Raw genomic sequence first — 26,324 nt, forward strand, 5'->3', positions numbered from 1 at the left:
GATCCAGGGGGGGTGGACAAGGGGTGTCGCTCGAGGTGCAGGCCGCATTCGCGGGTATCGTCGTGCTCCCACCACCAGCGGCCGGCGCGAAAGTCCTCGCCCACGGCGATGGGGCGCGTGCAGGGCGCGCAACCGATGCTGGGCATGAAGGCGTCGTGCAGCGGGTTGTAGGGCACCCCGTGGCGGGCGATGTGGTGCCACACATCGGCCCACGACCAGTCGGCCAGCGGGTTGAGCTTGAGGCGGCCGTGTGCATCGCGCGCCTGCAGCGGCACGTCGGCGCGGGCGGTGGATTGCTCGCGCCGCAGGCCGGTGATCCAGGCCTCGCGCCCCGCCAGCAGCCGCGCCAGCGGGGCCAGCTTGCGCAGCGCGCAGCACGCGTGGCGCAGCTCGCGGCTGCGGTACATGGCGTCCACGCCGTGTTCGCGCTCGAAGGCGTCCACCGCCGCCGGGGCCGGCCGGAAGACTTCGACCGCCAGGCCATAGTGCGCCTGCAGTCGGTCGATCAGCGCCCGTGTCTCGGGGTGCAGGCGCCCGGTGTCCAGCGTAGCCACGGCGATGGGCAGGCCGTGGCGGGCGATCAGATCCGTCAGCACCATGTCCTCCGCCCCCAGGCTGGTGGCCAGCACGATGCGGCCGGTATGGGCGGCGGCGGCCTCGCGCAGGCGCTGCACCGTGGCGGCCACACGCTGCGCATGCCCGGGTGTCTCGCGGGCGTACAGCGCGATGGCCCGGCCCGGCTCGATGGGCGGTATGTCGATTCGCAGCGACAGGGGTTCAGCCATGGGCGCGCTCCGGTGCCGTGCGTGTGCGGCGGGTGTCGGGTTGATAGTGACCGTCGAACGCTTGCAGCGCTTGCCATGCGACCGCGGTCGATTCGCCGGGGCGCAGCACCGCGGCGTCGAAGCCGCTGCGCCACAGCAGCGGCGCCATGTCGGGGATGACGTCGCCCACGGCGCGGATCTGACCGCGCCAGCGCCAGCGACCGCGCAGCAGCCGGGCCTGGCTGTAGGCCCGGCCGTCGGTCCATTTGGGAAAGGTCAGCGCGATCAGATCCAGTCGGGGCAGGTCTTCCACCAGCTCGGCGATGTCCGCGTCGTTGGGCCAAGTCACACCGACCGGGACTTCGGCCGGCCAGCCGGCGCGCACGGCACGCCACTGGTCGTGCCGGAGCAACAGGCCGGCGGCCGGACGGGGCGCCGCCTCGTCCGGCGCGGGGCGCCACAGGTCCGCCTGGGGGGCGATGAAGTGCAAAGTCGTCATGGCGGTGGGCTCAGGCCGGGACGGCGGTCGTGTGGCGCACGGCATCGGTGGCGGTGCGGAAAGGCTCCAGCCCAAGCCGGGTGAGCGTGTCGAGGAAGCGCTCGTCCGGTGCGCGCTGCTCCAGGTAAGTCGCCACCACGGCGTCTAGGGCATCGACGATCTCGTCGGCGGCAAAGGCGGGACCGACCACCCGGCCGGCGCGCGCCGGGCCGTGACGCATCTGTCCGTCGGAGCCGCCCAGCGTGAGCTGGTACCACTCGCTGCCGTCCTTATCCACGCCCAGAATGCCGATGTGTCCGCTGTGGTGGTGTCCGCAGGAGTTCATGCAGCCGCTGATGTGTAGCGCCAGTTCGCCGATGGCTTCCAACTCGTCCGGGTCCTGGTAGCGCTCGAGCACGGCCGCTGCGATGGGCAAGGTGCGCGCGTTGGCCAAGCTGCACAGGTCGCCACCCGGGCAGGCGATCAGGTCGGTCAGCAGACCACGGTGGGATGCCCCCAAGCCCACCGCCCGCGCGGCCTGCCACAGCGCCGGCAGATCGGCCTCGCGTACCCAGGGCAGCAGCAGATTCTGTTCGTGCGACACGCGCGCCTCGCCGGCGCTGAAACGGTCCGCCAGATCGGCCGCCGCGTCGAGTTGGTCGGCACTGGCGTTGCCTGGTGGCTGCCCGGCGCGCTTGAGTGTGAGCGTGACCGCGCACAGCCCGGGCAGCCGGTGCGCCTGCACATGGCGCTCACGCCAACGCCGGTAGGCGGGCGGCAGCGCGGCGGCCGCTTCGGTCGGCGCAGCAGCGGCCGGCGAGGGGGTCGATGGGGCGGCCGGCGCAGCTTCATCCACCCAACCCGGCGGGGGGGTGAAGTGCGCCTGCACCTTGGCCAGGGCGGCTGGCGTCAGCCGCAGCTGCGCGCCCAGCGCATCGTCGTCCCGCAGCGCCCGGTATTCGGCCTCCACCGCGTCCACGAAGCGCTGACCCTCGGCCTTCACCAGAATCTTCAGCCGGGCTTTATAGAGGTTGTCGCGTCGCCCGAACAGGTTGTACACGCGCAGAATCGCTTCCAGATACAGCACGATGTCCTGCCACGGCACGAAGGCGCGCAGCTCCGGCGCGACGAGCGGTGTGCGCCCCATGCCGCCGCCCGCCAGCACGCGAAAGCCCACCGCGCCGTGGGGGTCGCGGCGCAGTTGCAGGCCGATGTCGTGCCAAGCGATGGCCGCGCGGTCGTCTGCCGCGCCCGTCACGGCGATCTTGAACTTGCGCGGCAGGAAGGCGAACTCCGGGTGCAGCGTGCTCCATTGGCGCAGCAGCTCGCAATAGGGGCGAGGGTCCACGATCTCGTCCGGAGCGATGCCGGCCAGTGCATCGGTCGTGATGTTGCGGATGCAGTTGCCACTGGTCTGAATGCCGTGTAGATCGGCCTCGGCCAGCACATCCATCACATCGGCCGCGCAGGCCAGCGGGATCCAGTTGAACTGGATGTTCTGCCGCGTGGTGAAGTGGCCGAAACCGCCCTGGCCGGCCCAAGGCCCATCGGTCACGCGGTCGAACTCGCGCGCCACGCGCGCCAGGGTGCGCAACTGGCGGCTGCTCAGTTCGCCGTAGGGGATGGCCACGCGCAGCATGGGCGCGTGGCGCTGCACATACCAGCCGTTTTGCAGCCGCAGCGGCCGAAAGTCGTCGGCGCTGAGCTGCCCGGCCAGGTGTCGCCGCAACTGATCGCGGAACTGGGCGGCGCGCTGGCGGATGAAACGTCGGTCGAAGTCGGAGTACCGGTACATCGCAGGGCATCAAGTCATCGAATGTCCGATATTCTCCGTTTTGGTTATGAAAAACTAAACAAAAAGATCGTTTGATATCTATAACCAGTGTTCATATACCAAGCGCGTCAAGGCGCAGACCCCGTGACGATCTGCGTCAAGGCTCGCAATGCCGTCGAAACGCGAGGGGGTTCCGCAGACGAGGCTCCAGACGATGTCGTTGTCGATGCCGAGGTAACCGTGGATCAGCCGGTTGCGGGTGGCGACGATCATCCGCCACGGGATCTCGGTGTGGGCTGCCCGCACCGCTTCGGGGATGTACGTGGCCGCTTCGTCGATCGGCTCCAGGTTGCGCTAGGTCGTGTCGTAAATGAGGCCGCTCGCCGCGAAGGAGGCCTGGTTCAGCCCATCGGTGTACTCGAGCACCTTTTCGGCAAAGCCGATCATGTCGTCGAGGTAAAAGCGTCAGGCCCGCTCGCGCTCAGACATCCGCCAACTCCCGCTCGATGTAAGGCCGCAATTCCGGGCGCAGCGCCTTTTCCGTGACCAGATCGATGGGGCAAGCCAAGGCATCCTCCAGCGGCCCCTTGCGCTTTTCGTGCCCGTCGGGGCCGATGCGGCCAAGCGCCGCGCCAAATCCCCAGTCTATCGTCCCAACCCCCGATTCCGGTCCGAAAACGGGGGAGCCGTCGCCACCGCAATCCCCGCGATCGCCTCCACCAGTCGTGCGTCCTCACCGATGGCCGGCGCTAGGTGCCACTGCACCGTCGGGTGCCGCGTGCGCAATCGTTCCAGCAGATGGGGCAGATCCTTGCGGACGTGGCCGCCCACGCCCAAAAACAGGGGCAGCACCGTCACCTGACGGCAGCCGGCCGCGGCCAGGGCGGCGCCGGCGGCGGGCAAGTCCGGCGCCATGAACTCCAGAAACGCCAGCGACACCGCCAGCTCCGGCCGCTCGGCGCGCACGGCCGCCGCCACGCGCTCGAACGGGCCGGCCCAGGCCGGATCGCGCGCGCCGTGCGCGAACAGAATCAGCCCTGCCTCGGGGTGGGGTGGCCCGTCCGGCGGGGCGACGGGTGGCTCCTTGACTGCGTGCATGGCGCGCATAATGGCACGATCCTCACGAAAAGGACCGTTGCTATGGATATGTCGGACCGCTCGCACATCGCCGCCCCCACGGCCGGGGCGTTCACGCCCACCAGCGCCGAGGTCGCGCCCGGCGGCGCCGACTGGATGGCCGCGCACTGGATGCCGTTCACGGGCAACCGGCAATTCAAGGCCGATCCGCGCCTCGTGGTCGCCGCCGAAGGTGCCTACTTGATCGATGCCAACGGGCGCCGCATCTTCGATGGCCTGTCGGGTCTGTGGTGCACGGGGCTCGGCCATGGCCGGTGCGAGATCGTCGAGGCCGTCAGCCGCCAGGTTGCGACGCTGGACTATTCGCCCGCGTTCCAGTTTGGCCATCCGCTGTCGTTCGAGCTGGCCAACCGCATCGTCGAGCGCATGCCGGCGGGCCTCAACCGCGTGTTTTTCACCGGGTCGGGGTCGGAGTCGGCGGACACCTCGCTCAAGATGGCGCGCGCCTACTGGCGGGCCAAGGGGCAGGCCAGTAAGACGCGCCTGATCGGCCGCGCCAAGGGCTACCACGGGGTCAACTTCGGGGGCATTTCGGTTGGGGGCATCGTGGGCAACCGCAAGCTGTTCGGCCAGGGGGTGGAGGCCGACCACTTGCCCCACACGCAGCCGCCGGCTGGGGGCTTTTACCGCGGCCAACCCCCGGCGGATGCCGCCTACGCCCAGCATCTGGCCGACCATCTGCTGGATCTCATCGCGCTGCACGACGCATCGACGATTGCCGCCGTCATCGTCGAGCCGTTCTCCGGCTCGGCCGGCGTGGTCATCCCGCCGGTGGGCTATCTGCAGCGCCTGCGCGAGATTTGCACCGCGCACGACATCCTGCTCATCTTCGACGAGGTCATCAGCGGCTTTGGGCGCAGCGGCGCTTGGACGGCTGCCGAAGCCTTTGGCGTCACGCCCGACATCCTGAACTTTGCCAAGCAGGTGACCAATGGCGTGCAGCCCTTGGGCGGCGTCGTGGTGCGGCAAGAGATCTACGACACCTTCATGGCCGCAGGCGGCCCCGAGTATGCGCTGGAGTTTCCGCACGGCTACACCTATTCCGCGCACCCGGTGGCGTGCGCGGCGGGGCTGGCGTCGATGCGGCTGCTGGAGCAGGACGAGGCCATCGCCCGCGTGCGCATGCTGGCCCCCGTGTTCGAGGCCGCGGTGCACGGCCTGCGCGGCGCCAGCCCGCACCTGACCGACATTCGCAACTACGGGCTGGCGGCCGGGCTGACCTTTGCGCCGGTGCCGGGCGAGCCGCTCAAACGCCCGTTCGAGATCGCGATGCGCATGTGGGCCAAGGGCTTTTACGTGCGCTACGGCGGGGACACGATCCAACTGGCACCGCCCTTCATCAGCACCGAGGCCGAGATCCACCGGCTGGTGGGTGCGCTGGGCGAGACGATCCGCGAACTCGCCTGACGGGTGGTCCGACCCGGCACGGGTCGCGGCCTCAGCCTCAGCCTCAGCGTTTGGTCAGCTTGAACACCGCCGTGCTGGCCAGCAGATTGGGCAGGGTGCGGACCTCGCGCCCGTTTTCCAGCCCAAACGCATCTTCGATGTGCAAGCCCAGGCGCTGTGCCAGCACCTCGAAGTCCGCAAACGTGCCGACGCGGATGTTGGGCGTGTCGTACCACTGGTACGGCAACCGCTTGGTCACTGGCATGCGCCCGGCCAGCACGCGTAGGCGGTTGGGCCAGTGCGCGAAGTTGGGGAAGGCCACAATCGCGCTGCGGCCCACGCGGGCGGTCTCGCGCAGCATCGTCTCGGCGTTGCGCAGGTGTTGCAGCGTGTCGATCTGCAGCACGACGTCGAAGCTGTCGTCGCCGAACATCGACAGCCCTTCCTCCAGGTTGAACTGCAGCACGTCCAGCCCGCGCTTCAGGCACGCGAGCACCTGCGCATCATCCAGCTCGATGCCGTAGCCGTGGCAGCCGCGTGCCGCGCGCAGGTGCGCCAGCAGCGCGCCGTCGCCACAGCCCAGGTCGAGCACGCGCGCGCCGTGCGGCACCAGGCCCGCGATCAGGTGCTGGATCTGGCGGTCGCTCATGCGGCACCTCCGGCGGTGGGCGGCTGCAGGCCGGCGCCGACGCGGTGTTCGAAGTAGGCGCGCACGGCGGCGTGGTAGCGCGCGTCGTCGAGCAAGAAGGCATCGTGCCCGTGCGGCGCATCGATCTCGGCGTAGCTGACGGCGCGGCGGTTGTCCAGCAGCGCCTTGACGATCTCGCGGCTGCGCGCTGGCGCAAAGCGCCAGTCGGTGCTGAAGGACACCAGCAGGAAGTCGGCCTGGGCGCGCGCCAGCGCCGCCGACAGATCGCCGTCGTGGTCGCGCGCCGGGTCGAAGTAGTCCAGCGCGCGCGTGATCAGCAGGTAGGTGTTGGCGTCGAAGTACTCGCTGAACTTGTCGCCCTGGTGGCGCAGGTAGCTCTCGATCTCGAACTCGATGTCCTGCGTCGTGTAGCGGTAGACCAGCCGCTCGGCGGCCTCGGCGTCGCCAGCGCGCAGCGCCTCGGCCAGCGGGCGCAGGCGGCGGCCGAACTTCTCGTTCATCACGTCGTCGCTCAAGTAGGTGATGTGGCCGATCATGCGCGCGATGCGCAGCCCGCGCCGCGGCTTGGTGCCGTGGCGCAGGTAGTGCCCGCCGTGAAAGTCCGGGTCGCTGACGATGGCGCGGCGCGCCACCTCGTTGAAGGCGATGTTTTCCGCCGTCAGGTTGGGGGCGCTGGCGATGACGAGCGCGTGGCGTACGCGCTCGGGATACTGCAGCGTCCAGCTCAGCGCCTGCATGCCGCCCAGGCTGCCGCCCATCACCGCGGCCAGACGCTCGATGCCCAGCGCATCCAGCAGCCGCGCCTGCGCCTCCACCCAGTCTTCCACCGTCACGACGGGAAAGTCCGCCCCCCACGGCTGGCCGGTGGCGGGGTTGAGGTGCATCGGCCCGGTGGAGCCGAAGCACGAGCCGACGTTGTTGACGCCGATGACGAAGAAGCGGCGCGTGTCCACCGGCTTGCCGGGGCCGACCATGTTGTGCCACCAGCCCTCGCTTTTCGGCAGCGGCTGGCCGCGCTCGTCGGCGTACTGCCCGGCGACGTGGTGGCTGGCGTTGAGCGCGTGGCAGATCAGCACCGCGTTGTCGCGCGCGGCGTTGAGCTGGCCGTAGGTCTCGTAGACCAGTTCGAAGGCGGGCAGCACGCCCCCCCCACGCAGGGGCAGGGGTGTCTCGAAGGCATGACGCTGGGGAGTGACGATCACGGTATCGATCCTCTAGCCGCGCCGTGATCGAGGGCTTGCCGGACTTGGCCGATGGCCACGTCTTCCTCTTTAGCGGTATTTGTTACGCGCCCGCAAGCGGGACTCAAATCGGCGCTAGGGCCAAGTATACAAGCGCGGCATCCCGCCCATGCGGGCGTGTGGCGGCGCAGACAAAGTGTTGTTCTGACGCATCGCTGACGCGGTTTATCGGGCCGATCGTCGAAAAGACGGGCGCAGATCGCGGCGAGCGCGCATAATGGGCGCCGCAAGTGTCCGCGACGCTTGCATCTTGGTGATCGGTCGGTTTCGCGTGCTGCAGTTCTCTTGTGTGCCGTCGGGGCTCCATCGCTACCCTTTGTTTCGTGTGTTTTCAGGAGTCCCTCAGATGGGCAACAAGTTGTACGTCGGCAATCTTCCGTATTCGGTGCGCGACGGCGATCTCGAGCAGGCATTCAGTGCGTTTGGCCAAGTGTCCAGCGCCAAGGTCATGATGGAGCGCGACACCGGCCGCTCCAAGGGTTTCGGTTTCGTCGAGATGGGCAGCGATGCCGAGGCGCAGGCCGCCATCTCCGGCATGAACGGCCAATCCATGGGCGGCCGCAACCTGGTCGTCAACGAGGCGCGCCCGATGGAGCCGCGTCCCCCGCGCAGCGGTGGGTTTGGCGGCGGTCGCCGTGATGGCGGCGGCTTTGGCGGCGGCGAGGGCCAGTTCCGCAGCCCCTACGGAACCGGCCGTCGGCGCGACGACCGCGGCGGTTACTGATTCCGCGCCGGGCGTGCCACCAGCGTGGCGCGCACCTGCCCCTGCAGGTCGGCGATGCCGTTGCGCTCGTCGTACCACAAGCGGTTGCCGATGAGCGTGTCCGTGCCGCGGGTCAGCCGAACCGGCTGATCCGATTCGAGCAGCCGTCGATCATCATGCCACGTCAGGGTCTGGCCCTCCAGGGTCAGGCGCGGCGTGGCATTTTTCCGTTCCCCCTCTGGCCAGGCCTCGCGCACCAGGCGCACGTCGCCGCGCAGGTGGTAGGTGGTGCGCGCGTCGTCGGTGCGCAGCTCGCGGGCGCGGGCCAGCAGCCGCATCTGGCCCGCGTGATCGATGCGCTCCAGCGTGGCGTCCTGCACCCGCAGCAGGCCGTTGGCCGGAAAATGCTCCAGCACCGCACCGGTCAGCACCGATCCCAGGCGGCCATCGGTCTCGTAGCGCCGCAGGGTGAAGCCCTCCAGGCGGTAGTCGGGCTGGCCTTCCGCCAGCGGCGTATCTGGCGTGGCGGTGGGCTCCGGAATGCGCTGGACGATTCCATAGGTCACCAGGGCCAGCCCCCCCATCAGCAGCACCGGCAGGTACGGCGACAGCCGGTCCCACAGCCCGTGCCAGCGCGGTGTGGCCGGGGACGGCGCGGCGGCGGGGATGGGGTTCACGCCGCGGCCTCGGCCAGCAAACTGACGTAGTGGCCCGACGCCACCAGCAGCAGGTCGCAAAACTCCCGCGCCGCACCGTCCCCAGCCGCGGCCCGAGTGATGTGGTGCACACAGGCCCGCACCTCGGCGTGCGCGGACGGCGGGGCCACGGCCAGTGCGCAGCGGCGCAGCACGGGCAGATCGGGCCAGTCGTCGCCCATGGCGGCGGCCTGCGACCAGTCCAGGCCCAGGGCGTGCAAAATGGCCTCGGCGGCCGGGCGTTTGTCCTCCGTGCCGTAGCGCACATGCTGCACGCCGAGTGCCTGCAGGCGGTTGCGCAGGGCGGCCGAGTCGCGCCCGGTGACGACGGCGGGTTCGATGCCCGCGCGGCGCAGCAGTTTCAGTCCATGGCCGTCCAGGCTGGAAAAGCGCTTGAGCGCCTCGCCATCGGGCCCGAAGTAGAGCCCGCCGTCGGTGAGCACACCGTCCACGTCAAAGAAGGCGACGCGCACGTCCTGCGCCCGCAGCAGCGTTTCGGGGGGGAAGTCCAGCACCGGCGGGGGCATCAGATCACCTTGGCACGCATCAGGTCGTGGTGGTTGAGGGCGCCCACCAGCCGCCCGCCGTCGTCGACCACGAGCACGCTGGTGATGCGGTGCGTTTCCATGAGGTCGGCCGCCTCCACGGCCAGCATCTGGGGCCGCACGGTGCGCGGCCGCGGGTGCATGACTTCCCCGGCGGTCAGCTGGCGTAGGTCGGCGCTCTCGCGCCGTTCGATCAGCCGGCGCAAATCGCCATCGGTGAAGATACCGATGGCCGCACCCGCGTCGTCCACCACCGCCGCCGCGCCCAGGCCGCCCGCGCTCATGGCGTGCATGGTCTCGATCAGTGTGGCGGTGGGGGGCACCTGCGGCGTCGCCTCCAGCGGGCGCATCACGTCGCGCACCAGCGTCAGCAGGCGGCGGCCGAGCGCGCCACCGGGGTGCGAGCGGGCGAAGTCGTCCGGCTGAAAGCCACGTGCGCTCAGCAACGCCACCGCCAGCGCGTCGCCCATGGCCATCTGCGCCGTGGTGCTGGCGGTCGGGGCCAAGTTGTGGGGGCAGGCCTCGCGCGCCACCCCCGTGTCCAGCACCACATCGGCATGCCGGCCCAGGCTGGAGTCGGCCCGCCCCGTCATCGCCAGCAGCGGCACCCCCATGCGCTTGATCAGCGGCAGGATGGCGGTCAGCTCCTCGCTCTCGCCGGAGTTGCTGATGGCCAGCACCACGTCGGCCGGCGTGATCATGCCCAGGTCGCCGTGGCTGGCCTCGGCCGGGTGCATGAATAGGGCGGGCGTGCCGGTGGAGGCCAGCGTCGCGGCGATTTTGCGGCCGACGTGCCCGCTTTTGCCCATGCCGGTGACGACCACCCGCCCGCGGCAGGCCAGTACCGTGTGCACCGCCTGCGCAAAGCGTGTGTCCAGCCGGTCGGCCATCGCCTGCAGGCCCTGGATTTCGGTGTCCAGCGCCTCGCGCGCGAGGGTCAGTACCGCATCGGCATCGGGCGCGGGATGGGTGGCGGGGGACAGCGTCATGTGGGGATTATCCGGCAAGGCCATCGCCCTTGCCGCCGTAAGATCGGCGGGATGAACTCGCTGGACATCGCGCTGCTGTATCTGCTGGCTGCCGTGCTGGGTGTCGTGGTCTGCCGCACCCTGCGGCTGCCGGCGATGATTGGCTACCTGGCGGTCGGTGTGCTGATCGGTCCGCACGCGCTGGCCTTGGCGCAAAACTCCGCCGGTCTGCGCTACCTGGCCGAGTTTGGCGTGGTGTTCCTGATGTTTGCCATCGGGCTGGAGTTCAGCCTGCCCAAGCTGCGCTCGATGAAGCGCCATGTGTTTGGGCTGGGCACGGCCCAGGTGGTGTTGACGGTGCTGCTGACCACTCTGGCGTCGCTGGCGCTGGGGTGGTGGCTGCCGCAGTGGTGGAAGCTGGAGTGGCAGATGGCGCTGGCCATGGGCGGCGTCATGGCGATGAGCAGCACCGCCATCGTCGTCAAGCTGATGGCCGACCGGCTGGAGCTGGAGTCCGAGCACGGCCAGCGCGTGGTCGGCATCCTGCTGTTTCAGGATCTGGCGGTCGTGCCGCTGTTGGTGTTGATCCCGGCGCTGGGCACTGACAGCGAGAACCTGGCCGGCGCGCTGCTGCTGGCGCTGGCCAAGGCGGCGGTGTTGCTGGCCGTGTTGCTCACGGGCGGGCAGCGGGTGATGCGCTGGTGGTTGACGCTGGTGGCGCGGCGCAAGAGCCAGGAGCTGTTCATGCTCAACCTGCTGCTCGTCACGCTGGGGCTGGCCTGGCTGACCGAGCATGCGGGGCTGTCGTTGGCGCTGGGGGCGTTCGTGGCCGGGATGCTGATCGCCGAGACCGAATACCGGCACCAAGTCGAGACCGACATCCGTCCGTTCCACGACGTGTTGCTCGGCCTATTTTTCATCACCATCGGCATGATGCTGGACTGGCGCCTGGTGCTCGAGCGCTGGCCGTTGGTGTTGCTGCTGCTGACGCTGTCGCTGACCTTCAAGGTGGCGCTGATCACGGCGTTGGCCCGGGCGTTCGGCGCGCCGATGGGGATCTCGCTGCGCGTGGGGCTGTATCTGATGCAGGCGGGCGAATTCGGCCTGGTGCTGCTGCAGCTGGCCAACCAGAACGGCCTGGTGCCCCCGGCACTGTTCAACCCGACGCTGGCGTCCATGGTCATCTCGATGTTGCTGACGCCACTGGTGATCCAGCACAGCAACGCCATCGTGGCGCGGCTGGTCGGCAGCGACTGGCTCATGCAGTCGGTGCAGATGACGCAGATCGCGCGCAAGGCGATCGCCGCCGACAAGCACGTCATCATTTGCGGCTACGGCCGCTGCGGGCAAAACCTTGCCCGCCTGCTGGAGGGCGAGCGCATGCCCTACATGGCACTGGACCTGGACCCCGACCGGGTGCGGCAGGCGGCGGCGGCGGGGCATTCCGTCGTGTTTGGCGACGCGGCGCGCCTGCAGTCCCTGATGGCCGCCGGGCTGGCGCGGGCCAGTGCCGTGGTCGTCACCTATCTGGACACCCCCAGCGCGCTGAAGGTGCTGCACCATGTGCGCGAACACGCCCCGGCCGTGCCGGTGGTGGTGCGCACCGTGGACGATGCCGATCTGGCCCGCCTGCAGGCCGCCGGCGCCACCGAGGTCGTGCCCGAAGCGCTGGAAGCCAGTCTGATGCTGGCCAGCCATGCGCTGGCATTGGTGGGCGTGCCGCTGCGCCGTGTGGTGCGGCTGGTCCAGCAGCAGCGCGAGGCACGCTACCAATTGCTGCGCGGCTACTTCCACGGCGCCGACGACGACGCCACCGACGAACCCCACCAAGAGCGCCTGACCACGGTGGTGCTTCCCCCCGCGGGGCCGACCGTCGGGCGCACCCTGGGCGAGCTGGCCCTGCACGCGGTCGGCGTGCGGGTGGTGGGCGTGCGCCGCGCCGGCGGCCGACACGAGGACCCCACCGACGAGCTGCGCCTGCACGGCGGCGATGCCGTGGTGCTGTACGGCGCTCCGGAAGCACTGGCGCTGGCCGAAGGCAAGCTGCTGGCCGGATAATCCCGCCCCTATGGACACCGCCGCCTACCTCAAAGCCCACATCCGCACCGTGCCCGACTGGCCTGCGCCCGGCGTGCAGTTTCGCGACATCACGCCGCTGCTGCAGGACCCCAAGGTGTTTCGGGTGCTGATCGACACCTTCATCCACCGCTACATGGACCGCGACAAGCGGCCCGATGTGGTGGCGGGGCTGGATGCGCGCGGCTTCATCATCGGCTCGGTGGTCGCTTATGAGCTGGGGATTGGCTTCGTGCCCATCCGCAAAAAAGGCAAGCTGCCCTTCACGACGGTGGAAGAGACCTACGAGCTGGAGTACGGTAGCGCCACCGTCGAGCTGCACACCGACGCCGTCAAGACCGGCGACCGCGTGCTGCTGATCGATGACCTGATCGCCACCGGCGGCACCATGATGGCTGGCAAAAAACTGCTGGAAAAGCTGGGCGCCACCGTGACCGAGGGCGCGGCCATTGTGGCCCTGCCCGAGCTGGGCGGCCTGCAGCGCCTGCGAGAGGCCGGCTTGTCCCTGTTTACCCTGGTCAGCTTCGAGGGCCATTGATCTGGCCATGGGGCGAGCAGTCACCCGGCAGCGGGTTGCCGCGCCAGTACACGGCGCGCACCGTCAGCCCCAGGGTTTGCCGCGCCTCGGTTTGGACTTCCGCTTCCAGCCGCGCGGCCTCGGGCACGGGCCCGGCCGCCAAGCCCACCCGGTGGGGCAACCAGTCGATCAGCACCAGGTGCTGCAAACCCTCGCGGTCCAGCGACAGCACGCGCACGCGGTAGCGGCCGGACAGCACCCCGTGGCGGATCATGACCTCGCGCACCAGCAGCGCCACCCGTTCGCGCTGGCGCCGCCGCGGGCTGGGCCGCGCGGCGTCGTGGGCCGACGCCTCGCGCGGCGCCAAGCCCCACCAGCGCCGCCACCGCGCTAGCCAGCCGGCGGGGGCGGGCGAACGGCTTGGGTTGGGGGGCGACGGCGACATGGCGGCGCGGGGCAAGGCGGGCAACGGCTGGCATTTTGGCCACTTTTGGCGCGTCTGCGTCGCGTTTGTCGACTTTGCGGCCTGTTTGGCGCTTTCTGCGCGGGCGTTTTTGGCCGATACTCTGTCACCATCGAATTTGCGCCGCCCGTCGTCGGCGGACCCGTTCGTTGGGCCCCCTGCCCAAGAGGAGTCACCATGACCGCTGTTGCCACCTCGACCGCCGCCCATTCCAATGCCGCCTCCGGCCGCACGAGCGCCGAGTTCCTGACCTTCCGGCTCGGGGACGAGGAGTACGGCATCGACATCCTGCGCGTGCAGGAGATTCGCTCCTACGAAAACCCCACCCGCATCGCCAATGCACCCTCGCACATTCTGGGGGTCGTCAACCTGCGCGGCGTCATCGTCCCTGTGGTGGACCTGCGCATCAAGCTCGGGTGCGAGAAGGTCGAATACAACGGCCTGACCGTGGTCATCGTACTCAACGTCAAGGGGCGGGTGGTCGGCGCGGTGGTCGATTCGGTGTCGGACGTGCTGGAGCTGCCGCGTGACCAGATTCGTTCCGCGCCCGAAATGGCGTCGTCCACCGTGGACACGGCCTTCATCACCGGCATTGCCAGCGTCGGCGAGCGCATGCTGATCCTCATGGACATCGAAGCCCTGATGGGCAGCCCTGACATGGGGCTGATGGATGTTTGACCGCCCCCACCACGGCATGCCGATCGAGAGGACACGGGTATGAGCGCAAGCGACTGGATGCGCGCCTTCAGCGTGCGCGTGCGCATGTGGAGCGCGATCGCCGTGGTGCTGGTGCTGATGCTGGCGCTGGCCGGCGTCGGCGTCTGGGCGGTCAATCACATGCAAATCGCCCAGCACGAGGCCCTGACGCTGGCCTGGGTGACGGCGGGTCCGAACGCCGACGAGGCCTTCGCCCACCAAGTCGTGCAGCTCACCGAGCATGGCGAGGAAATCCGCGCGCAGTCGCTGTGGGCGCTGGCGGCCGCGCTGGGGGTGGCGATGCTGATCGTGGTGCCCACCACGCTAATGAACCTGCGTGGCATCGTGCACCCGCTGCAGTAGGCCCAGGCGCTGGCGGTGGCCATTGCGCGCGGTGACCTGACCACCCGCGCCGACACCGGCGGAAGTGACGAACTGGCCGAACTGATGCGCAGTCTGGTGGATATGCAGGCGTCGCTCGCGCGTACCGTGGGCGAAGTCCACGCCACCGCCGAGCGCATGCGCGCCACCGCCGAGTCGGTGGCCAACGGCAGTCAAGATTTGGCCCAGCGCACCGAGCAGACCGCCGAGCACCTGCGCCAGACCGCCACCAGCATCGACGAGCTGACCCGCCATGTGGCCGCCAGCAGCGAGGCCGCGCAGGCCGCGATCGAACTGGCGCGACGCAACGCCGAGGTGGCCGAGCGCGGTGGCGAGGCCGTCGGCCAAGTGGTAGCGACGATGGACGGCATTCAGGCCGCCAGCCGCAAGATCGCCGACATCATCGGCGTCATCGACGGCATTGCCTTTCAGACCAACATCCTGGCGCTCAATGCGGCGGTGGAGGCCGCGCGCGCCGGCGAGGCCGGCCGCGGTTTTGCCGTGGTGGCCGGCGAGGTGCGCCAACTGGCGCAGCGCAGCGCCCAGGCCGCCAAGGAGATCAAGACGCTCATCGAGGCCAGCGTGGTGCAGGTGGGCACGGGCACGGCCCAAGTGCACGCGGCCGGCGCCACCATCCGGGACATCGTCGCCAACGCCGAGCAGGTCTCCGCCTTCATCCGCGAGATCACTGCCGCCAGCCAGCAGCAGGCGCAGGGCTTGGCGCAGATCAACGCCGCGGTGGCCGAAGTCGATCAAATGACGCAGCAGAACACGGCGCTGGTGGCGCACAGCACCGACACCGCCACCGACGTGCGCGCGCAGGCCGAGCGCATGGCTAAGATGGTGGCGGTGTTCCGCCTGCCGGGGATGGCGGGCGAGCATGCGCCGCTGGTGCCGGCGCAGGTGCGCGGGCACGGCGACCCGTCCAGCTACCACGGGCCGGAGCGGCGCCGCGGCGCGGCGGCTGCCGATGCCTGACCCCATACGGCAAGGTCGATGAAACCCCAGGAGCATGACGATGGCACGGAGCGATTGGAAGGTAGGCACCCGGCTGGGGCTGGGGTTTTCGGTGGTGATGGCGGGCACGCTGTTGGTGCTCGCCGTTGCGCTGTGGACCAACCGGCACGTGGAGGAAAGCATCCGCCACTCCGATGTGGCGAGCGACGTCGCCTTTGCCGCGGAGCAGTGGGCGTCGATCACGCAGCGGCAGGTGGCCAATGTGGACGCCATCCTGCGCTATGGCGACAACCCCGAGCTGGTGGCGTATTTCCAACAGCGCATGGCAGCCAACCGGGCCCAGGTGGACGAGCTGGAAAAGCGTGTCGCCGAGAGCATTGACCGCACTCAGCAGCAAGCGGTCTTCGAGCGTGTGCGCCAGCTGCGCCAAGCACAGCTGGCGGTGCGCAACGAGGTGCTGGAGCTGGTGCGCGCCGGCGATCTGGCGCGCGCACGTGAGCTGCGCGCGGCGCGCTACGACCCATCGTCGCAAGCGTACCTGAAGGCGCAGCAGGACCTGACCCAAGCGCTGTTGCGGGAAGCGGACGCGCTGGTCGAGAATTCGCTAGAGGATGCGCGCCTGGGCCAGTGGGTGATGCTGGCCACCGCGGCCCTGGCGCTGGGGTTGGGCACGCTGGTGGCGGTGGCGCTGACGCGTGGCATCACGCGCCCGCTGCGCGAGGCGGTGGCTGTGGCAGGGTCCATTGCCCAGGGCGATCTTTCCCAGAGGTTACAAACTGGTCGTGGTGACGAGGTCGGCGAACTGCTGCGTGCGCTGGATGGGATGCAAAATGCGCTTCGCCAAATCATGGGGCGCATCCGTGGATCGGCCGATGGCGTGGCCAGCGCCGCGGCCGAAATCGCGCAGGGCAACCGCGACTTGTCCGGCCGAACCGAAAGCGCCGCGGCCAGTTTGCAGCAAACCTCGGCCAGCTTGCAGCAGCTGACCGAGGCGGTCCGCCACAGCGCCGATTCGGCGCGCACGGCCAATCAAGTCGCGCAGCAGGCCGCTGGTGCGGCACAAAAGGGCGGCTCGGCGGTTCGCGAGGTGATCGGCACCATGCAGGGCATCGAGGCCAGTAGCCAAAAGATCGCCGACATCATCCAGGTCATCGACGGCATCGCGTTCCAGACCAACATCCTCGCGCTCAATGCGGCGGTAGAGGCCGCGCGCGCCGGCGAGGCTGGCCGCGGCTTTGCGGTGGTGGCGGGCGAGGTGCGTGCGCTGGCCCAGCGCAGCGCCCAGGCTGCCAAGGAGATCAAGGCCCTTATTGAGGAAAGCGTGGCGCGCGTGCAGCAAGGCAGCCAACAGGTCGAGGCGGCCGGCCGCACCGTGGGCGAGATCGAGCAAGCCATCCAGCGGGTGGCGGACATGATCGGGGAGGTGACGGCGGCGACGACCGAGCAGAGCGAGAGCATCGTACAAGTCAACTCTGCAGTCACTCAGTTGGACCAAGCCACGCAGCAGAATGCCGCGCTGGTGGAACAGACCACCGCCGCGGCCGAGAGCCTGCGCCAGCAGGCCGCCGAGCTGCAGCAGGTGGTGGCGCAGTTCCGCACCGGCGACGCCATGCCCGCTGTCGTGGCTGCCGCACCAGCCGTGCGACGCAGCGTGCCGCGCGCGGAGACCCGCAAGTCAGCCGCCGCCCCGAAGTCGCTGCCCACGACCGCGCGGCGCGAGCCGACCTTGCCCAAGCCCGCAGCATCGCCCGCCCCGGCCCCGGCCATCAAGGCGGCGCCGGCCGCCCCGTCGGCGAAGTCGCCTGCACCTTCTGCCTCAGCGCCAGCGCCCAAGCCGGCCGACGATGGCGACTGGGAAACCTTTTGACCCCGGCTGACCGCGCGCGATGACCGACGACTTCACCACCACCCTGCCCGGGATGGCCAGCGCGGCCGCCGACGAAGCGGCGCGCGCCGGGCGGCTGTCGGTGGCGGAGCTGCTGGATCACCTGCAGCACGCCTTCGTCATGCTCGACCCCGACGGGCGGGTGGTGGGGTACAACGCCAGCGCGCTGGCGCTGCTGGAACTACCGCAGGAGCTGATGGCGCGCGCGCCGCTGATCGACGAGGTGGTGCGCTGGCAGGCCGGGCGCGGCGACCTGAAGGGCGATCCGCAGCGCCTGCTGCAGCGTGTCTGGCACCACCTGCGCGCCACGCAGAGGAGCGGCCAGCCGCACATCTACTCTCACACCACCGCCAGCGGCCGCACGTTGCAGGGGTCAACGATCGCGCTGCCCGGTGGGGGGTGGGCGCGCGTCTATACCGATATCACCAAGCACGCGCAGGCGCTGGCCGCGCTGCGGGAGAGCGAGGCGCGCTTTCGCAGCCTGACCGAGCTGTCGGCCGACTGGTACTGGGAGTGGGACGCCGAGGGCCGCTACACGCGGCTGGAAGGGCGCGTGGTGCGCGAGTACGCCATTGCGCCGCTGTTCATCGGCCGGCGGCCGTGGGACGTGCCGGCGCCGAACCGTCCCCACCCCGAGGACTGGCGGGCGCTGCTCGACGCGGTCGAGCAGCGCGAGCCGTTTCGCCACTTCGAGGTGCAGCGCGTGCTGGCGAATGGGCGCAGCTATTGGTTTGCGCTGAGTGGCGAGCCGGTGTTCGACGCGCACAGCACCTTCGTCGGCTACCGCGGCATCGGCCGTGACGTCACCGCGCGCAAGCAGGCCGAGGCCACCATCGAACGCCTGGCTTATTACGATGGCCTCACCGGGCTGTGCAACCGGCGCTCGTTCCAAGACCGGGTGGTGCAGGCGCAGGCCTCCAGCGCGCGCGGCGGCCAGTGGGCGGCGCTGTGCTTCATCGACCTGGACAACTTCAAGGACATCAACGACGCGTTCGGCCACACCGCGGGCGATGGGCTGCTGCGCGAGATGGCGCAACGCCTGCGCGAGTCCGTGCGCGCCGAGGACACGGTCGGGCGGCTGGGCGGCGACGAATTCGTCGTGCTGCTGGAGGATTTGCGCGAGGACGAGGAGCAAGCCGCCTGGCGCGCCCAGCATGTGGCCGAGAAGTTGCGCCAGGCGCTGGAGCGGCCGGCCGTCATCGACGGGAACGACCTGCAGGCCACGCCCAGCATCGGCATCACGCTGTTTCGCGGCCAGAGCGACACGGTGGAGGACATCCTGGGCCGCGCCGACCTGGCGATGTACCACTCCAAGGCCGCGGGGCGCAACGCGGTGCGCTTTTTCGACCCGGCGATGCAGGCGCTTGTCGTGCAGCGCGCGATGCTGCAGCGCGAGCTGCGCCACGGCCTGCGCGATGGCGAGCTGCTGCTCTTTGGCCAGCCGATCGTCGATGTGCGCGCGCAGATCTGCGGGCACGAGGCGCTGCTGCGCTGGCGCCACCCGGTGCGCGGCATGGTGCCGCCGGCCGAGTTCATCCCGGTGGCGGAGCAGACCGGGCTGATCCTGCCGATCGGCCAGTGGGTGCTGCGCGAGGCGTGCCGGGTGCTCGCGCGCTGGGCGGCCGACCCGCTGCGCGCCGGTTGGACGCTGGCGGTCAACCTCAGCGCTAGCCAGCTGCGCCAGCCGGACTTCGTCGACAGCGTGCGGCAGGCCCTGCACGCCGCCGGCGCCGACCCAAGCCGGCTGAAGCTGGAGCTGACCGAAAGCCTGCTGCTGCACGACGTGGAGGACACCATCGCCAAGATGGAGGCGCTCGCCGGCCTCGGCATCCAGTTCGCGCTGGACGACTTCGGTACCGGCTACTCGTCGCTCAGCTACCTGAAGCGCCTGCCGCTGACGCAGCTCAAGATCGACCGCAGCTTCGTGCGCGACCTGCTGACTGACCCCAACGACGCGGCCATTGCCCGCACCATTCTGCAGCTGGCGCAGAGCCTGGAGATGGAGGTGGTGGCCGAAGGGGTGGAGACCGCCGGCCAGTACGAGGTGCTGCGCGCCATGGGCTGCCGACTGTTCCAAGGCTACCATTTCGGCCGGCCCGCGCCGCTGGAGCCGGCCGCTTCTTCGCCTGAGCCAGCGCCGCCCGCCTGATCGGCGGGCCTGTCTCTCGCTCTTTGTTCCATCCGCCGACCCCGCACCCATGAACGCCCGCCTGCCCGACCCCGCCCAGGCCGTGCTCGACGTGCCCACTACCCGCGCCCGCGTGGACGAGCGCTGGCAGCGCGACATCCTGCCGGCGCTGCAGCGCTACATCGAGATTCCGGCCAAGTCGCCGATGTTCGACCCCGACTGGGCCACGCACGGCCACCTGGAGGCGGTGCTGCGCGACGCCGCCGACTGGGTGGCGCGCCAGCCGGTGCAGGGGTTCGAGCTCGAGATCATCCGGCTGCGCCGCCCGGACGGCACGCCGCGCACGCCGGTGCTGCTGTTCGAGGTGGCCGCGCGCGCCGGCGCCGACGGCGCGCCCGCGCCGGCCAGCGGCCAGACCGTGCTGCTCTACGGCCACCTGGACAAGCAGCCGGAGTTTGCCGGCTGGCGCTCGGGCCTGGGGCCGTGGACGCCGCGCCTGATCGACGACCGCCTCTACGGCCGCGGCGGCGCCGATGACGGCTACGCGGTCTATGCGGCACTCGCCGCCATCGAGGCGCTGCAGGCCGCGGGCCGCGCGCACCCGCGCATCGTGGGCCTGATCGAGACCGGGGAGGAGAGCGGCTCGCCGGACCTGCCGGCCACGCTCGAGGCGCTGCGCGCGCGCCTGGGCGACGTCGGGCTGGTGGTGTGCCTGGACAGCGGCGCCGGCAACTACGACCAGCTGTGGTTGACCACCAGCCTGCGCGGGATGGTCAGCGGCGTGCTGCGCGTGGACATCCTGACCGAGGGCGTGCACTCCGGCGACGCCTCGGGGGTGGTGCCGTCGTCGTTTCGCATCCTGCGCCACGTGCTGGAGCGGCTGGAGGACAGCGCCACCGGCCGCCTGCTGCCCGCCGACCTTCACTGCGAGATCCCGGCCGAGCGCATCGAGCAGGCGCGCGCCACCGCCGCGATCCTGGGCGAGGCGGTCTGGCGGCGCTTCCCTTGGGCGCACCACGACTGCGGCGGCAGCACGGCGTTCGCGCTGCCGGTGACGACCGACCCGGTGGAGGCGCTGCTGAACCGCACCTGGCGCCCGACGCTGTCGGTCACCGGGGCGGAAGGGCTGCCGCCGCTGCGCGACGCCGGCAACGTGCTGCGCCCCTACACCGCGTTCAAGCTCAGCCTGCGCCTGCCGCCGTTGGTGGACGCGGCGCAGGCCGCGCAGCGCCTTAAGGCGCTGCTGGAGGACAACGCCCCCTACCAGGCGCGCGTGACCTTCGAGCCGGAGGGCGCGGCCAACGGCTGGAACGCGCCGGGGAGCGCCCCGTGGTTCGAGCAGGCCCTGCAGGCCGCCAGCCAGGCGCACTTCGGCGCGCCGTGCGCCACGCTCGGCCAAGGCGGCACGATCCCGTTGATGAACATGCTCAGCGCTGGCTTCCCGCGCGCGCAGATGATGGTCTGCGGCGTGCTCGGGCCGCAGAGCAACGCCCACGGCCCGAACGAGTTCCTGCACGTGCCGTACGCCCGCCGCCTGACCGCGGCGGTGGCCGAGGTCATCGCGCGGATGCCGTGACGGCACGCGCACGGGGATCGCACCGGCTGACAGGGTGGTCGAACGATGCGCATTTTGCTGGTGGAAGACGAGCCAGACCTGGCGCGTTGGCTGACCAAGATTCTGAGTCGTCATGCGGGCATCGTGGTCGATTGGGCCGACGATGGGGTGTTGGCCGACCGCCGGCTGGCCACGGAGGAGTTCGATGCCGTGGTGCTCGACTTGGGATTGCCCGGCCTCGATGGCCACGGGGTCATTGCCCGCATGCGCCAGCGTGACGATCGCACGCCGGTGTTGGTGCTCACAGCGCGCGATTCGCTGACCGAGCGCGTGGGTACCCTGTACGAAGGCGCCGACGATTTTTTGCCCAAGCCCTTCATGGTGGAGGAGCTGCAGGCCCGCTTGCTGGCCCTGGTGCGCCGCGCGCGCGGCAAGGAGCACCCGCGCCTAGCCTGTGGGCCGTTGCAGTTCGACACCGCCAGCCAGCGCTTCGCGATCCGCGGCGAGTCGCTGGCGCTGTCGCCGCGCGAGCGTGCAGTGTTGCGCGCTTTGATTCAGCGCAGCGGTGAGCCGCTGAGCAAGCAACAAATCTTGGATCGCGTCTTTGCAGGGGATGCGGACGTCAATCTCGAGGCCATCGAGGTCTATGTGCATCGACTGCGACGCAAGCTGGCTGGATCGGGTGTACAGATCGTCACTCTGCGCGGGTTGGGCTACTGTCTGGAGACGTCCGATTCGGACGGGGCATGAGGACTGCGCGTAGTCTCAAATCGGCCCTATTGTGGTGGCTGCTGCCGGGGCTGGTGCTCATCATGGGCGGCACGCTGTGGTTTTCCAATCAGCTGTTACGCGACCAGGTCGATGCCGCTTATGACCGTGCGCTGGCTGGGGCCTTGCGGGCCATCGATTTGAACGTCTCTACCGCCAGCGGCGGATTGGCGGTGGAGCAGCCTTTCATGCTGCTGGAGTTTTTCGAGCTGACCACCAACGCGCGCGTGTACTTCCGCGTTTCGACCGAGGATGGTCTGGCCGAGATTGGCAGCCCTTTTTTGCCGCTGCCACGCCAGCCTTTGGTGACAGGGCAGCCCCGCTTTTACTATGCGATGCACGAGGACACGCCGGTGCGCGTGGCGGCGCTGGCTCGCCCCGCGCAGCCGCCGCTGCCCAGCAATCCTTCGGGGCGCATCATCGTCCAGGTGGCCGAGAGTCTAGGCACGCGAGAGGTGTTTCTGCAGCAGGTGTTGCAGCGCTCCATCGAACGCGATGCGCTCGGCATCGCCTTGAGCGTGGTTCTGCTGGTCAATGGCGTGGTGATGACGTTGCGGCCGCTGACGCGGTTGCGCCAGGAATTGGAGGCGCGGGCGACCGATGATCTCAGCCCCATCGACGATGGGGGGCTGCCCTCCGAAGTTCGCCCGTTGGTGGCCGCCGTCAACCGGCACATGGCGCGCTATGCCGACATGGCCCGCGCACAGCGCCAGTTTCTCGACGACGCATCGCACCAATTGCGCACGTCGCTGAGCGTATTGCGCACCCAGATCGACTTTGCCTTGCACGAGACCGAGCCCGCCGAAGTGCGGCACGCCTTGCTGGCCATGCACGACGGTTTGGAGCGCACGGTGCGCATGGCCAACCAGATGCTGGCGTTGGCGCGGGCCCGGGAAGCTTCCTTGGCCGAAAGCGGTCTGGTTCGGGAGGCGGTCGATCTCGGAGCACTGGCTGCGGCGGTGGCACGTCAGGTGTTGCCGCAGGCACGGCTCAAACGGCTCGATTTCGGCGTGGAGCGGCCCGCCGACCCGGTGCAGATTCTTGGCCTGGAGTGGCTGTTGCGCGAGGCGCTCCTCAACCTCTTGGACAATGCCATCCGTTACACGCCCGCAGGGCGGGCGGTGACGGTACGTGTGACGAGCGATGGCGAGTTGGCGCGTTTGCAGGTCGAAGATCAAGGGCCGGGCATGACGCCTCACGACATTGGGCTGGCGGGGGTGCGTTTTCGGCGTGGGCAGGCTGGCAAGCAGCAGTCAGGTGCGGGTTTGGGGTTGGCCATCGTGCACACCATTGCGCAGATGCATGCGGCCGAGCTGCGCTTGATACCCCTTGCGCCGCTGCCGGGTTTGCGTGCCGAGTTGGTGTTTTCCCTAGGCGCGGCAGCGCCGATTGAAAGCCGGTCGAAAGCCTCGGCTTCGTAGTCTCTGGGGGCCGCCGGCGTGCCCGGTGGGACCTGTTTTTAATACCCCAAGGAGACGTCCATGCCAGTTATGGGTTTTCGACGAATGATGGCCGCTTGGATGGCCGCGGCCACCTGGATATTCACTGCTGCGGCTCACGCCGAACCGGCCCGCCCCGAATGCGTGGCCCCGGCCCAGCCCGGCGGCGGTTTCGATCTGACCTGCCGCCTGGCCCAGACCGCGCTGGCCGATAGCGGCGCGCTCAAGACCCCGATGCGCATCTCGTACATGCCCGGCGGCGTAGGGGCCGTGGCTTACAACAACATCATCACCCAACGCCCGGGCGAGGCCGGCACCATCGTGGCTTTTTCCGGGGGCTCGCTGCTCAATTTGGCGCAGGGCAAGTTTGGCAAGTACAGCGTCAACGATGTGCGCTGGCTGGCGGCTATCGGCGCGGACTATGGCGTGGCTATGGTGCGCGAGGACTCGCCTTACAAAGATCTCAAAGGCCTGATGGCCGATCTTAAGGAGGACCCCAGCAAGATCGTGCTGGGCGGCGGGGGTTCGGTGGGTAGCCAGGACTGGATGAAAGCGGCGCTCACGGCCAAGGCTGCTGGCGTGGACTACAAGCGCATGCGCTATGTGGCGTTCGAGGGCGGCGGAGAGGTGCTTACCGCGCTGCGCGGTGGGCACATTCAGGTGCAAATGGGCGATGCTTCTGAAGCAGCACAGGCGCTCGACAGCGGCGCCCCGGTGCGTGTGCTGGCGGTTTATAGCAAAAAGCGCTTGCCCGGCCGCCTCTCGGCCACGCCCACGGCCATCGAGCAAGGCTTTGACATCGACTGGCCAATCATCCGGGGCTTCTACGTCGGGCCCAAGGTCGCCGATGCCGACTACCAATGGTGGGTCGCCGCGTTTGGCAAGGCCATGAGTGCCCCGGGCTTTGCTGCCTTGCAACAGCAGCGTGGCCTTTTCCCTTTCAACCTAGTGGGGACCGAGCTGGATCGCTACGTCAAAGAGCGCACCCAGGCTTACGTTGACTTGGTCAAGGACTTCGGTCTGGTCAAGTAATCCGCTCACAGTGTCGGCTGCGCCCACAGGCGCGGCCTCCTTTCCGTGTATTTCCCGCGGAGTCTGAGTTCATGACCCTCAACGACCGTGCGCTGGGCGCCTTTGCCCTGTTGCTTGCCGCCTTGCTCGCGTGGCAGGGCTGGGGCCTGGAAGCCCCTTTTTCGTATGAACCGGTAGGCCCACGAGCCTTTCCGCTGCTGCTGGCCGGCGTGATCGCGCTGTGCGGGCTTTGGCTGATGGTCCGCGGGCTAGACCAAGCCGAGCCCAATCCACCGGGCGCCAACGTTCGCATCGCGTGGATGGTCGTCCTCGTCGCCGCGTACGCTCTCATCTTTGCCAGCCTGGGCTTCATCGTGTCCACAGCCCTGATGACGATCTTCGTCGGGCGGTTGTTTGGCGGGCGCTGGCGCAACTGCCTTCTGGGGGGAATTGGCCTGGGCGTGGGGTTCTACTTGCTGTTCGACAAAGTGTTCGATGTGATTTTGCCCACGGGTATTCTCAACGTCGGAGGCTGACATGGAAGTCCTTCAACACCTCAGCCTCGGCTTCGGGGTGGCCTTTTCCCCGGTCAATCTGCTGGTGGCCGCCATCGGTGCGTTCTTGGGCACCATCGTCGGCGTGTTGCCCGGTCTCGGGCCGATCAACGGCGTGGCCATGCTCGTGCCCATTGCCTTCGCGATGAACCTGCCGCCGGAAACCGCTCTCATCTTGCTGGCGGCCGTTTACGTGGGTGCCGAATACGGTGGGCGCATCACCTCGATCCTGATCAATGTGCCCGGCGAAGCTGCCGCCGTCATGACCACGCTAGACGGCTATCCGCTGGCCCGGCAAGGTCTGGCCAGCGTTGCCTTGTCGCTGTCGGCCTGGGCCTCGTTCGTTGGCTCCAGCGTGGCCATTTTGGGCATCGCAGCTTTTGCGCCGCTGGTGGCGAGGTGGGCGTTAGCCTTTGGCCCAGCGGAATACTTCGTGCTGATGGTCTTCGCTTTCTGCGCGTTGAGCAGCCTGCTGGGCGAGAAGCCCGTCAAGGGGGTACTGGCTGCGGCGATCGGTCTGGCGATCGCCAGTGTGGGCGTTGATGCGAACTCGGGCGTCTATCGCTACACCTTCGACCTTCCAGAACTCGCCGATGGCATCGATTTTGTCGTAGTGGTGATTGGCCTGTTTGCTATCGCAGAGATGCTGCAGATGCTGGAGAACTTGCTCACAGGCCATAAGGTCGAAGTGCCCCCTGGCGAGCGCAAGCTCTTCAATTTCAAGGAATTGCGTTTCACCTGGTGGACGACGATCCGTTCTTCCTTGATGGGTTTTGGCATCGGTGTACTGCCCGGTGCCGGCGCCAGCGTGGCCTCCGCCGTGGCCTATGCCAACGAGAAGCGCCTGCACGAAGGCAAGGATCCGGATGCCAAATTTGGTCGGGGCGATTTGCGTGGACTGGCGGCACCAGAGGCGGCCAACAACAGCGCGGCCACCGGTTCTTTCATCCCCATGCTCACGCTGGGTGTGCCCGGCTCGGGCACCACGGCGGTGATGATGGGGGCATTGACGCTCTACAACATCACCCCCGGCCCGGTGCTCTTCGACGCTCAGCCCGCCCTCGTCTGGGGTCTGATCGCTTCGCTCTTCATCGCCAACGTGATGCTCTTCGTGATGAACGTGCCCATGGTGCGGGTCTTCGCCTCGATGCTGGCGATCCCCGGCTGGCTTCTGGTGCCGGGCATCTTGGCGATCAGCTTCATCGGCGTGTATGCACTCAGCTCCAGCACCTTTGACCTGCTTCTCATGGTCGGCATCGGCGTCATCGGCTACTTCTTGCGCAAGATGGGCATGCCTATGGCGCCCATGGTGCTGGGTGTGGTGCTGGGCAACCTGATGGAGCAGAACCTTCGCCGCGCGCTGTCGATCACCAATGGCGAACTGAACATCCTGTGGTCCAGCCCGGTCACGATGTCATTGTGGATCCTGGCGGCCGTTGTGCTAGTGGTCCCGCCCATACTGCGTCAGCGCCGCGCACGTCAAGTGGGCTGAGCTTGACTGCGCATTCCACTGATGGCGGACAGTGATTCCATTGCCATCGCGGACAGCGTTCC

The 26,324-nt window shown here is 68.9% G+C and carries 26 protein-coding genes and 1 riboswitch; of the genes, 15 read left to right on the forward strand and 11 right to left on the reverse strand.

Annotated elements, in window-relative coordinates; all coding sequences use genetic code 11:
* The 5 genes from V7026_RS05655 to V7026_RS05675 all read right to left on the reverse strand — a co-directional run.
* Positions 1-785 (reverse strand): phosphoadenylyl-sulfate reductase (locus V7026_RS05655; protein ID WP_334154361.1); only part of this gene is annotated, 785 nt, incomplete at its 3' end.
* The gene (locus V7026_RS05660) at positions 778-1,263 is read right to left on the reverse strand and encodes a DUF934 domain-containing protein (RefSeq protein WP_334154363.1); all 486 of its coding nucleotides are present in this window, start codon (positions 1,261-1,263) and stop codon (positions 778-780) included. The genes V7026_RS05660 and V7026_RS05655, both read right to left, overlap by 8 nt.
* A 10-nt stretch (positions 1,264-1,273) precedes the next feature.
* Positions 1,274-3,037, reverse strand: a complete 1,764-nt coding sequence (locus V7026_RS05665) for a nitrite/sulfite reductase (protein ID WP_334154365.1) — start codon at positions 3,035-3,037, stop codon at positions 1,274-1,276.
* A 78-nt stretch (positions 3,038-3,115) separates the two neighbouring features.
* Positions 3,116-3,364: a HepT-like ribonuclease domain-containing protein gene (locus V7026_RS05670; protein ID WP_334154398.1), complete on the reverse strand. Its 249-nt coding sequence runs from the start codon at positions 3,362-3,364 to the stop codon at positions 3,116-3,118.
* A 297-nt stretch (positions 3,365-3,661) separates the two neighbouring features.
* Positions 3,662-4,114 (reverse strand): sirohydrochlorin chelatase, encoded by a 453-nt coding sequence (locus V7026_RS05675; RefSeq protein ID WP_334154399.1) that lies wholly within the window; start codon positions 4,112-4,114, stop codon positions 3,662-3,664.
* Between the two features lie 48 nt (positions 4,115-4,162).
* Here V7026_RS05675 and V7026_RS05680 point away from each other — a divergent pair, with 48 nt between their 5' ends.
* Positions 4,163-5,560 (forward strand): aspartate aminotransferase family protein, encoded by a 1,398-nt coding sequence (locus tag V7026_RS05680; RefSeq protein WP_443082318.1) that lies wholly within the window; start codon positions 4,163-4,165, stop codon positions 5,558-5,560.
* 43 nt (positions 5,561-5,603) lie between these two features.
* On the opposite strand, the gene metW is transcribed toward V7026_RS05680, so the two are convergent.
* Both metW and metX read right to left on the reverse strand, forming a co-directional pair.
* A complete protein-coding gene (metW, locus tag V7026_RS05685) occupies positions 5,604-6,188 on the reverse strand; it encodes a methionine biosynthesis protein MetW (protein WP_334154367.1) in 585 nt (194 codons plus the stop codon).
* The gene (gene metX / locus V7026_RS05690; RefSeq protein ID WP_334154369.1) at positions 6,185-7,390 is read right to left on the reverse strand and encodes a homoserine O-succinyltransferase MetX; all 1,206 of its coding nucleotides are present in this window, start codon (positions 7,388-7,390) and stop codon (positions 6,185-6,187) included. The genes metW and metX overlap by 4 nt, the downstream gene beginning before the upstream one ends.
* A gap of 48 nt (positions 7,391-7,438) precedes the next feature.
* Positions 7,439-7,515: riboswitch (SAM riboswitch) on the reverse strand.
* A 260-nt stretch (positions 7,516-7,775) separates the two neighbouring features.
* Between metX and V7026_RS05695 the strand changes: the two genes are divergently transcribed.
* Positions 7,776-8,153 (forward strand): RNA recognition motif domain-containing protein, encoded by a 378-nt coding sequence (locus V7026_RS05695; protein WP_334154371.1) that lies wholly within the window; start codon positions 7,776-7,778, stop codon positions 8,151-8,153.
* Here the strand turns inward: V7026_RS05695 and lptC are convergent.
* The 3 genes from lptC to V7026_RS05710 are packed head-to-tail and all read right to left on the reverse strand — an operon-like array spanning position 8,147 to position 10,361.
* The gene (gene lptC, locus V7026_RS05700) at positions 8,147-8,809 is read right to left on the reverse strand and encodes an LPS export ABC transporter periplasmic protein LptC (RefSeq protein ID WP_334154373.1); all 663 of its coding nucleotides are present in this window, start codon (positions 8,807-8,809) and stop codon (positions 8,147-8,149) included. The two genes, V7026_RS05695 and lptC, sit on opposite strands and share 7 nt — an antisense overlap.
* Complete coding sequence (locus tag V7026_RS05705; RefSeq protein WP_334154375.1) at positions 8,806-9,354, reverse strand: KdsC family phosphatase; 549 nt, start codon at positions 9,352-9,354, stop codon at positions 8,806-8,808. Before V7026_RS05705 ends, lptC begins: the two co-directional genes overlap by 4 nt.
* Positions 9,354-10,361, reverse strand: a complete 1,008-nt coding sequence (locus V7026_RS05710; RefSeq protein WP_334154377.1) for a KpsF/GutQ family sugar-phosphate isomerase — start codon at positions 10,359-10,361, stop codon at positions 9,354-9,356. The genes V7026_RS05705 and V7026_RS05710 overlap by 1 nt, the downstream gene beginning before the upstream one ends.
* 51 nt (positions 10,362-10,412) lie before the next feature.
* Between V7026_RS05710 and V7026_RS05715 the strand changes: the two genes are divergently transcribed.
* Together V7026_RS05715 and V7026_RS05720 are read left to right on the forward strand one after the other, a co-directional pair.
* Positions 10,413-12,398 (forward strand): cation:proton antiporter, encoded by a 1,986-nt coding sequence (locus tag V7026_RS05715; RefSeq protein ID WP_334154379.1) that lies wholly within the window; start codon positions 10,413-10,415, stop codon positions 12,396-12,398.
* Positions 12,399-12,408: 10 nt separating this feature from the next.
* Positions 12,409-12,954 (forward strand): adenine phosphoribosyltransferase, encoded by a 546-nt coding sequence (locus V7026_RS05720; RefSeq protein WP_334154380.1) that lies wholly within the window; start codon positions 12,409-12,411, stop codon positions 12,952-12,954.
* Here V7026_RS05720 and V7026_RS05725 read toward each other — a convergent pair.
* Positions 12,935-13,378 (reverse strand): hypothetical protein, encoded by a 444-nt coding sequence (locus tag V7026_RS05725; protein ID WP_334154381.1) that lies wholly within the window; start codon positions 13,376-13,378, stop codon positions 12,935-12,937. The two genes, V7026_RS05720 and V7026_RS05725, sit on opposite strands and share 20 nt — an antisense overlap.
* Positions 13,379-13,573: 195 nt before the next feature.
* Between V7026_RS05725 and V7026_RS05730 the strand changes: the two genes are divergently transcribed.
* The 11 genes from V7026_RS05730 to V7026_RS05780 all read left to right on the forward strand — a co-directional run bounded on the left by V7026_RS05730 (position 13,574) and on the right by V7026_RS05780 (position 26,262).
* Positions 13,574-14,074 (forward strand): chemotaxis protein CheW, encoded by a 501-nt coding sequence (locus tag V7026_RS05730; protein ID WP_334154383.1) that lies wholly within the window; start codon positions 13,574-13,576, stop codon positions 14,072-14,074.
* Between the two features lie 39 nt (positions 14,075-14,113).
* Positions 14,114-14,455, forward strand: coding sequence for a hypothetical protein (locus tag V7026_RS05735; protein ID WP_334154384.1), 342 nt, complete (start codon positions 14,114-14,116; stop codon positions 14,453-14,455).
* 15 nt (positions 14,456-14,470) lie between these two features.
* The gene (locus tag V7026_RS05740; RefSeq protein WP_334154385.1) at positions 14,471-15,451 is read left to right on the forward strand and encodes a methyl-accepting chemotaxis protein; all 981 of its coding nucleotides are present in this window, start codon (positions 14,471-14,473) and stop codon (positions 15,449-15,451) included.
* A gap of 40 nt (positions 15,452-15,491) precedes the next feature.
* Positions 15,492-17,297 carry a methyl-accepting chemotaxis protein gene (locus V7026_RS05745; RefSeq protein ID WP_334154386.1) on the forward strand — a complete coding sequence of 602 codons (1,806 nt, stop codon included), beginning with the start codon at positions 15,492-15,494 and terminating at the stop codon, positions 17,295-17,297.
* Between the two features lie 19 nt (positions 17,298-17,316).
* Positions 17,317-19,464 carry a putative bifunctional diguanylate cyclase/phosphodiesterase gene (locus tag V7026_RS05750; protein ID WP_334154388.1) on the forward strand — a complete coding sequence of 716 codons (2,148 nt, stop codon included), beginning with the start codon at positions 17,317-17,319 and terminating at the stop codon, positions 19,462-19,464.
* Between the two features lie 49 nt (positions 19,465-19,513).
* Positions 19,514-21,019, forward strand: a complete 1,506-nt coding sequence (locus tag V7026_RS05755) for a M20/M25/M40 family metallo-hydrolase (protein WP_334154390.1) — start codon at positions 19,514-19,516, stop codon at positions 21,017-21,019.
* Positions 21,020-21,064: 45 nt separating this feature from the next.
* Positions 21,065-21,748, forward strand: coding sequence for a response regulator (locus V7026_RS05760; RefSeq protein ID WP_334154392.1), 684 nt, complete (start codon positions 21,065-21,067; stop codon positions 21,746-21,748).
* The gene (locus V7026_RS05765; RefSeq protein ID WP_334154394.1) at positions 21,745-23,187 is read left to right on the forward strand and encodes a sensor histidine kinase; all 1,443 of its coding nucleotides are present in this window, start codon (positions 21,745-21,747) and stop codon (positions 23,185-23,187) included. The genes V7026_RS05760 and V7026_RS05765 overlap by 4 nt, the downstream gene beginning before the upstream one ends.
* A 69-nt stretch (positions 23,188-23,256) precedes the next feature.
* The gene (locus V7026_RS05770; protein ID WP_443082319.1) at positions 23,257-24,237 is read left to right on the forward strand and encodes a Bug family tripartite tricarboxylate transporter substrate binding protein; all 981 of its coding nucleotides are present in this window, start codon (positions 23,257-23,259) and stop codon (positions 24,235-24,237) included.
* Positions 24,238-24,308: 71 nt separating this feature from the next.
* A complete protein-coding gene (locus V7026_RS05775; RefSeq protein WP_334154396.1) occupies positions 24,309-24,752 on the forward strand; it encodes a tripartite tricarboxylate transporter TctB family protein in 444 nt (147 codons plus the stop codon).
* Between the two features lies 1 nt (position 24,753).
* On the forward strand, positions 24,754-26,262 hold the full coding sequence (locus tag V7026_RS05780; RefSeq protein WP_334154397.1) for a tripartite tricarboxylate transporter permease: 1,509 nt from the start codon (positions 24,754-24,756) through the stop codon (positions 26,260-26,262).
* Positions 26,263-26,324 lie beyond the last annotated feature (62 nt).

It is taken from the genome of Tepidimonas sp. (assembly GCF_036825565.1).
Classification (GTDB): Bacteria; Pseudomonadota; Gammaproteobacteria; order Burkholderiales; family Burkholderiaceae_C; genus Tepidimonas.

Bases quoted from the DNA above. Each gene is read 5' to 3' on its own strand.
- V7026_RS05695 (WP_334154371.1), top strand. From the start codon at position 7,776: ATGGGCAACAAGTTGTACGTCGGCAATCTTCCGTATTCGGTGCGCGAC.
- V7026_RS05760 (WP_334154392.1), top strand. From the start codon at position 21,065: ATGCGCATTTTGCTGGTGGAAGACGAGCCAGACCTGGCGCGTTGGCTG.
- V7026_RS05680 (WP_443082318.1), top strand. From the start codon at position 4,163: ATGTCGGACCGCTCGCACATCGCCGCCCCCACGGCCGGGGCGTTCACG.
- V7026_RS05735 (WP_334154384.1), top strand. From the start codon at position 14,114: ATGAGCGCAAGCGACTGGATGCGCGCCTTCAGCGTGCGCGTGCGCATG.
- V7026_RS05660 (WP_334154363.1), bottom strand. From the start codon at position 1,263: ATGACGACTTTGCACTTCATCGCCCCCCAGGCGGACCTGTGGCGCCCC.
- V7026_RS05720 (WP_334154380.1), top strand. From the start codon at position 12,409: ATGGACACCGCCGCCTACCTCAAAGCCCACATCCGCACCGTGCCCGAC.
- V7026_RS05765 (WP_334154394.1), top strand. From the start codon at position 21,745: ATGAGGACTGCGCGTAGTCTCAAATCGGCCCTATTGTGGTGGCTGCTG.
- V7026_RS05665 (WP_334154365.1), bottom strand. From the start codon at position 3,037: ATGTACCGGTACTCCGACTTCGACCGACGTTTCATCCGCCAGCGCGCC.
- V7026_RS05710 (WP_334154377.1), bottom strand. From the start codon at position 10,361: ATGACGCTGTCCCCCGCCACCCATCCCGCGCCCGATGCCGATGCGGTA.
- V7026_RS05725 (WP_334154381.1), bottom strand. From the start codon at position 13,378: ATGTCGCCGTCGCCCCCCAACCCAAGCCGTTCGCCCGCCCCCGCCGGC.
- V7026_RS05780 (WP_334154397.1), top strand. From the start codon at position 24,754: ATGGAAGTCCTTCAACACCTCAGCCTCGGCTTCGGGGTGGCCTTTTCC.
- V7026_RS05750 (WP_334154388.1), top strand. From the start codon at position 17,317: ATGACCGACGACTTCACCACCACCCTGCCCGGGATGGCCAGCGCGGCC.
- V7026_RS05775 (WP_334154396.1), top strand. From the start codon at position 24,309: ATGACCCTCAACGACCGTGCGCTGGGCGCCTTTGCCCTGTTGCTTGCC.
- V7026_RS05730 (WP_334154383.1), top strand. From the start codon at position 13,574: ATGACCGCTGTTGCCACCTCGACCGCCGCCCATTCCAATGCCGCCTCC.
- V7026_RS05755 (WP_334154390.1), top strand. From the start codon at position 19,514: ATGAACGCCCGCCTGCCCGACCCCGCCCAGGCCGTGCTCGACGTGCCC.
- V7026_RS05770 (WP_443082319.1), top strand. From the start codon at position 23,257: ATGGGTTTTCGACGAATGATGGCCGCTTGGATGGCCGCGGCCACCTGG.
- metW (WP_334154367.1), bottom strand. From the start codon at position 6,188: ATGAGCGACCGCCAGATCCAGCACCTGATCGCGGGCCTGGTGCCGCAC.
- V7026_RS05705 (WP_334154375.1), bottom strand. From the start codon at position 9,354: ATGCCCCCGCCGGTGCTGGACTTCCCCCCCGAAACGCTGCTGCGGGCG.
- V7026_RS05745 (WP_334154386.1), top strand. From the start codon at position 15,492: ATGGCACGGAGCGATTGGAAGGTAGGCACCCGGCTGGGGCTGGGGTTT.
- V7026_RS05675 (WP_334154399.1), bottom strand. From the start codon at position 4,114: ATGCACGCAGTCAAGGAGCCACCCGTCGCCCCGCCGGACGGGCCACCC.
- V7026_RS05715 (WP_334154379.1), top strand. From the start codon at position 10,413: ATGAACTCGCTGGACATCGCGCTGCTGTATCTGCTGGCTGCCGTGCTG.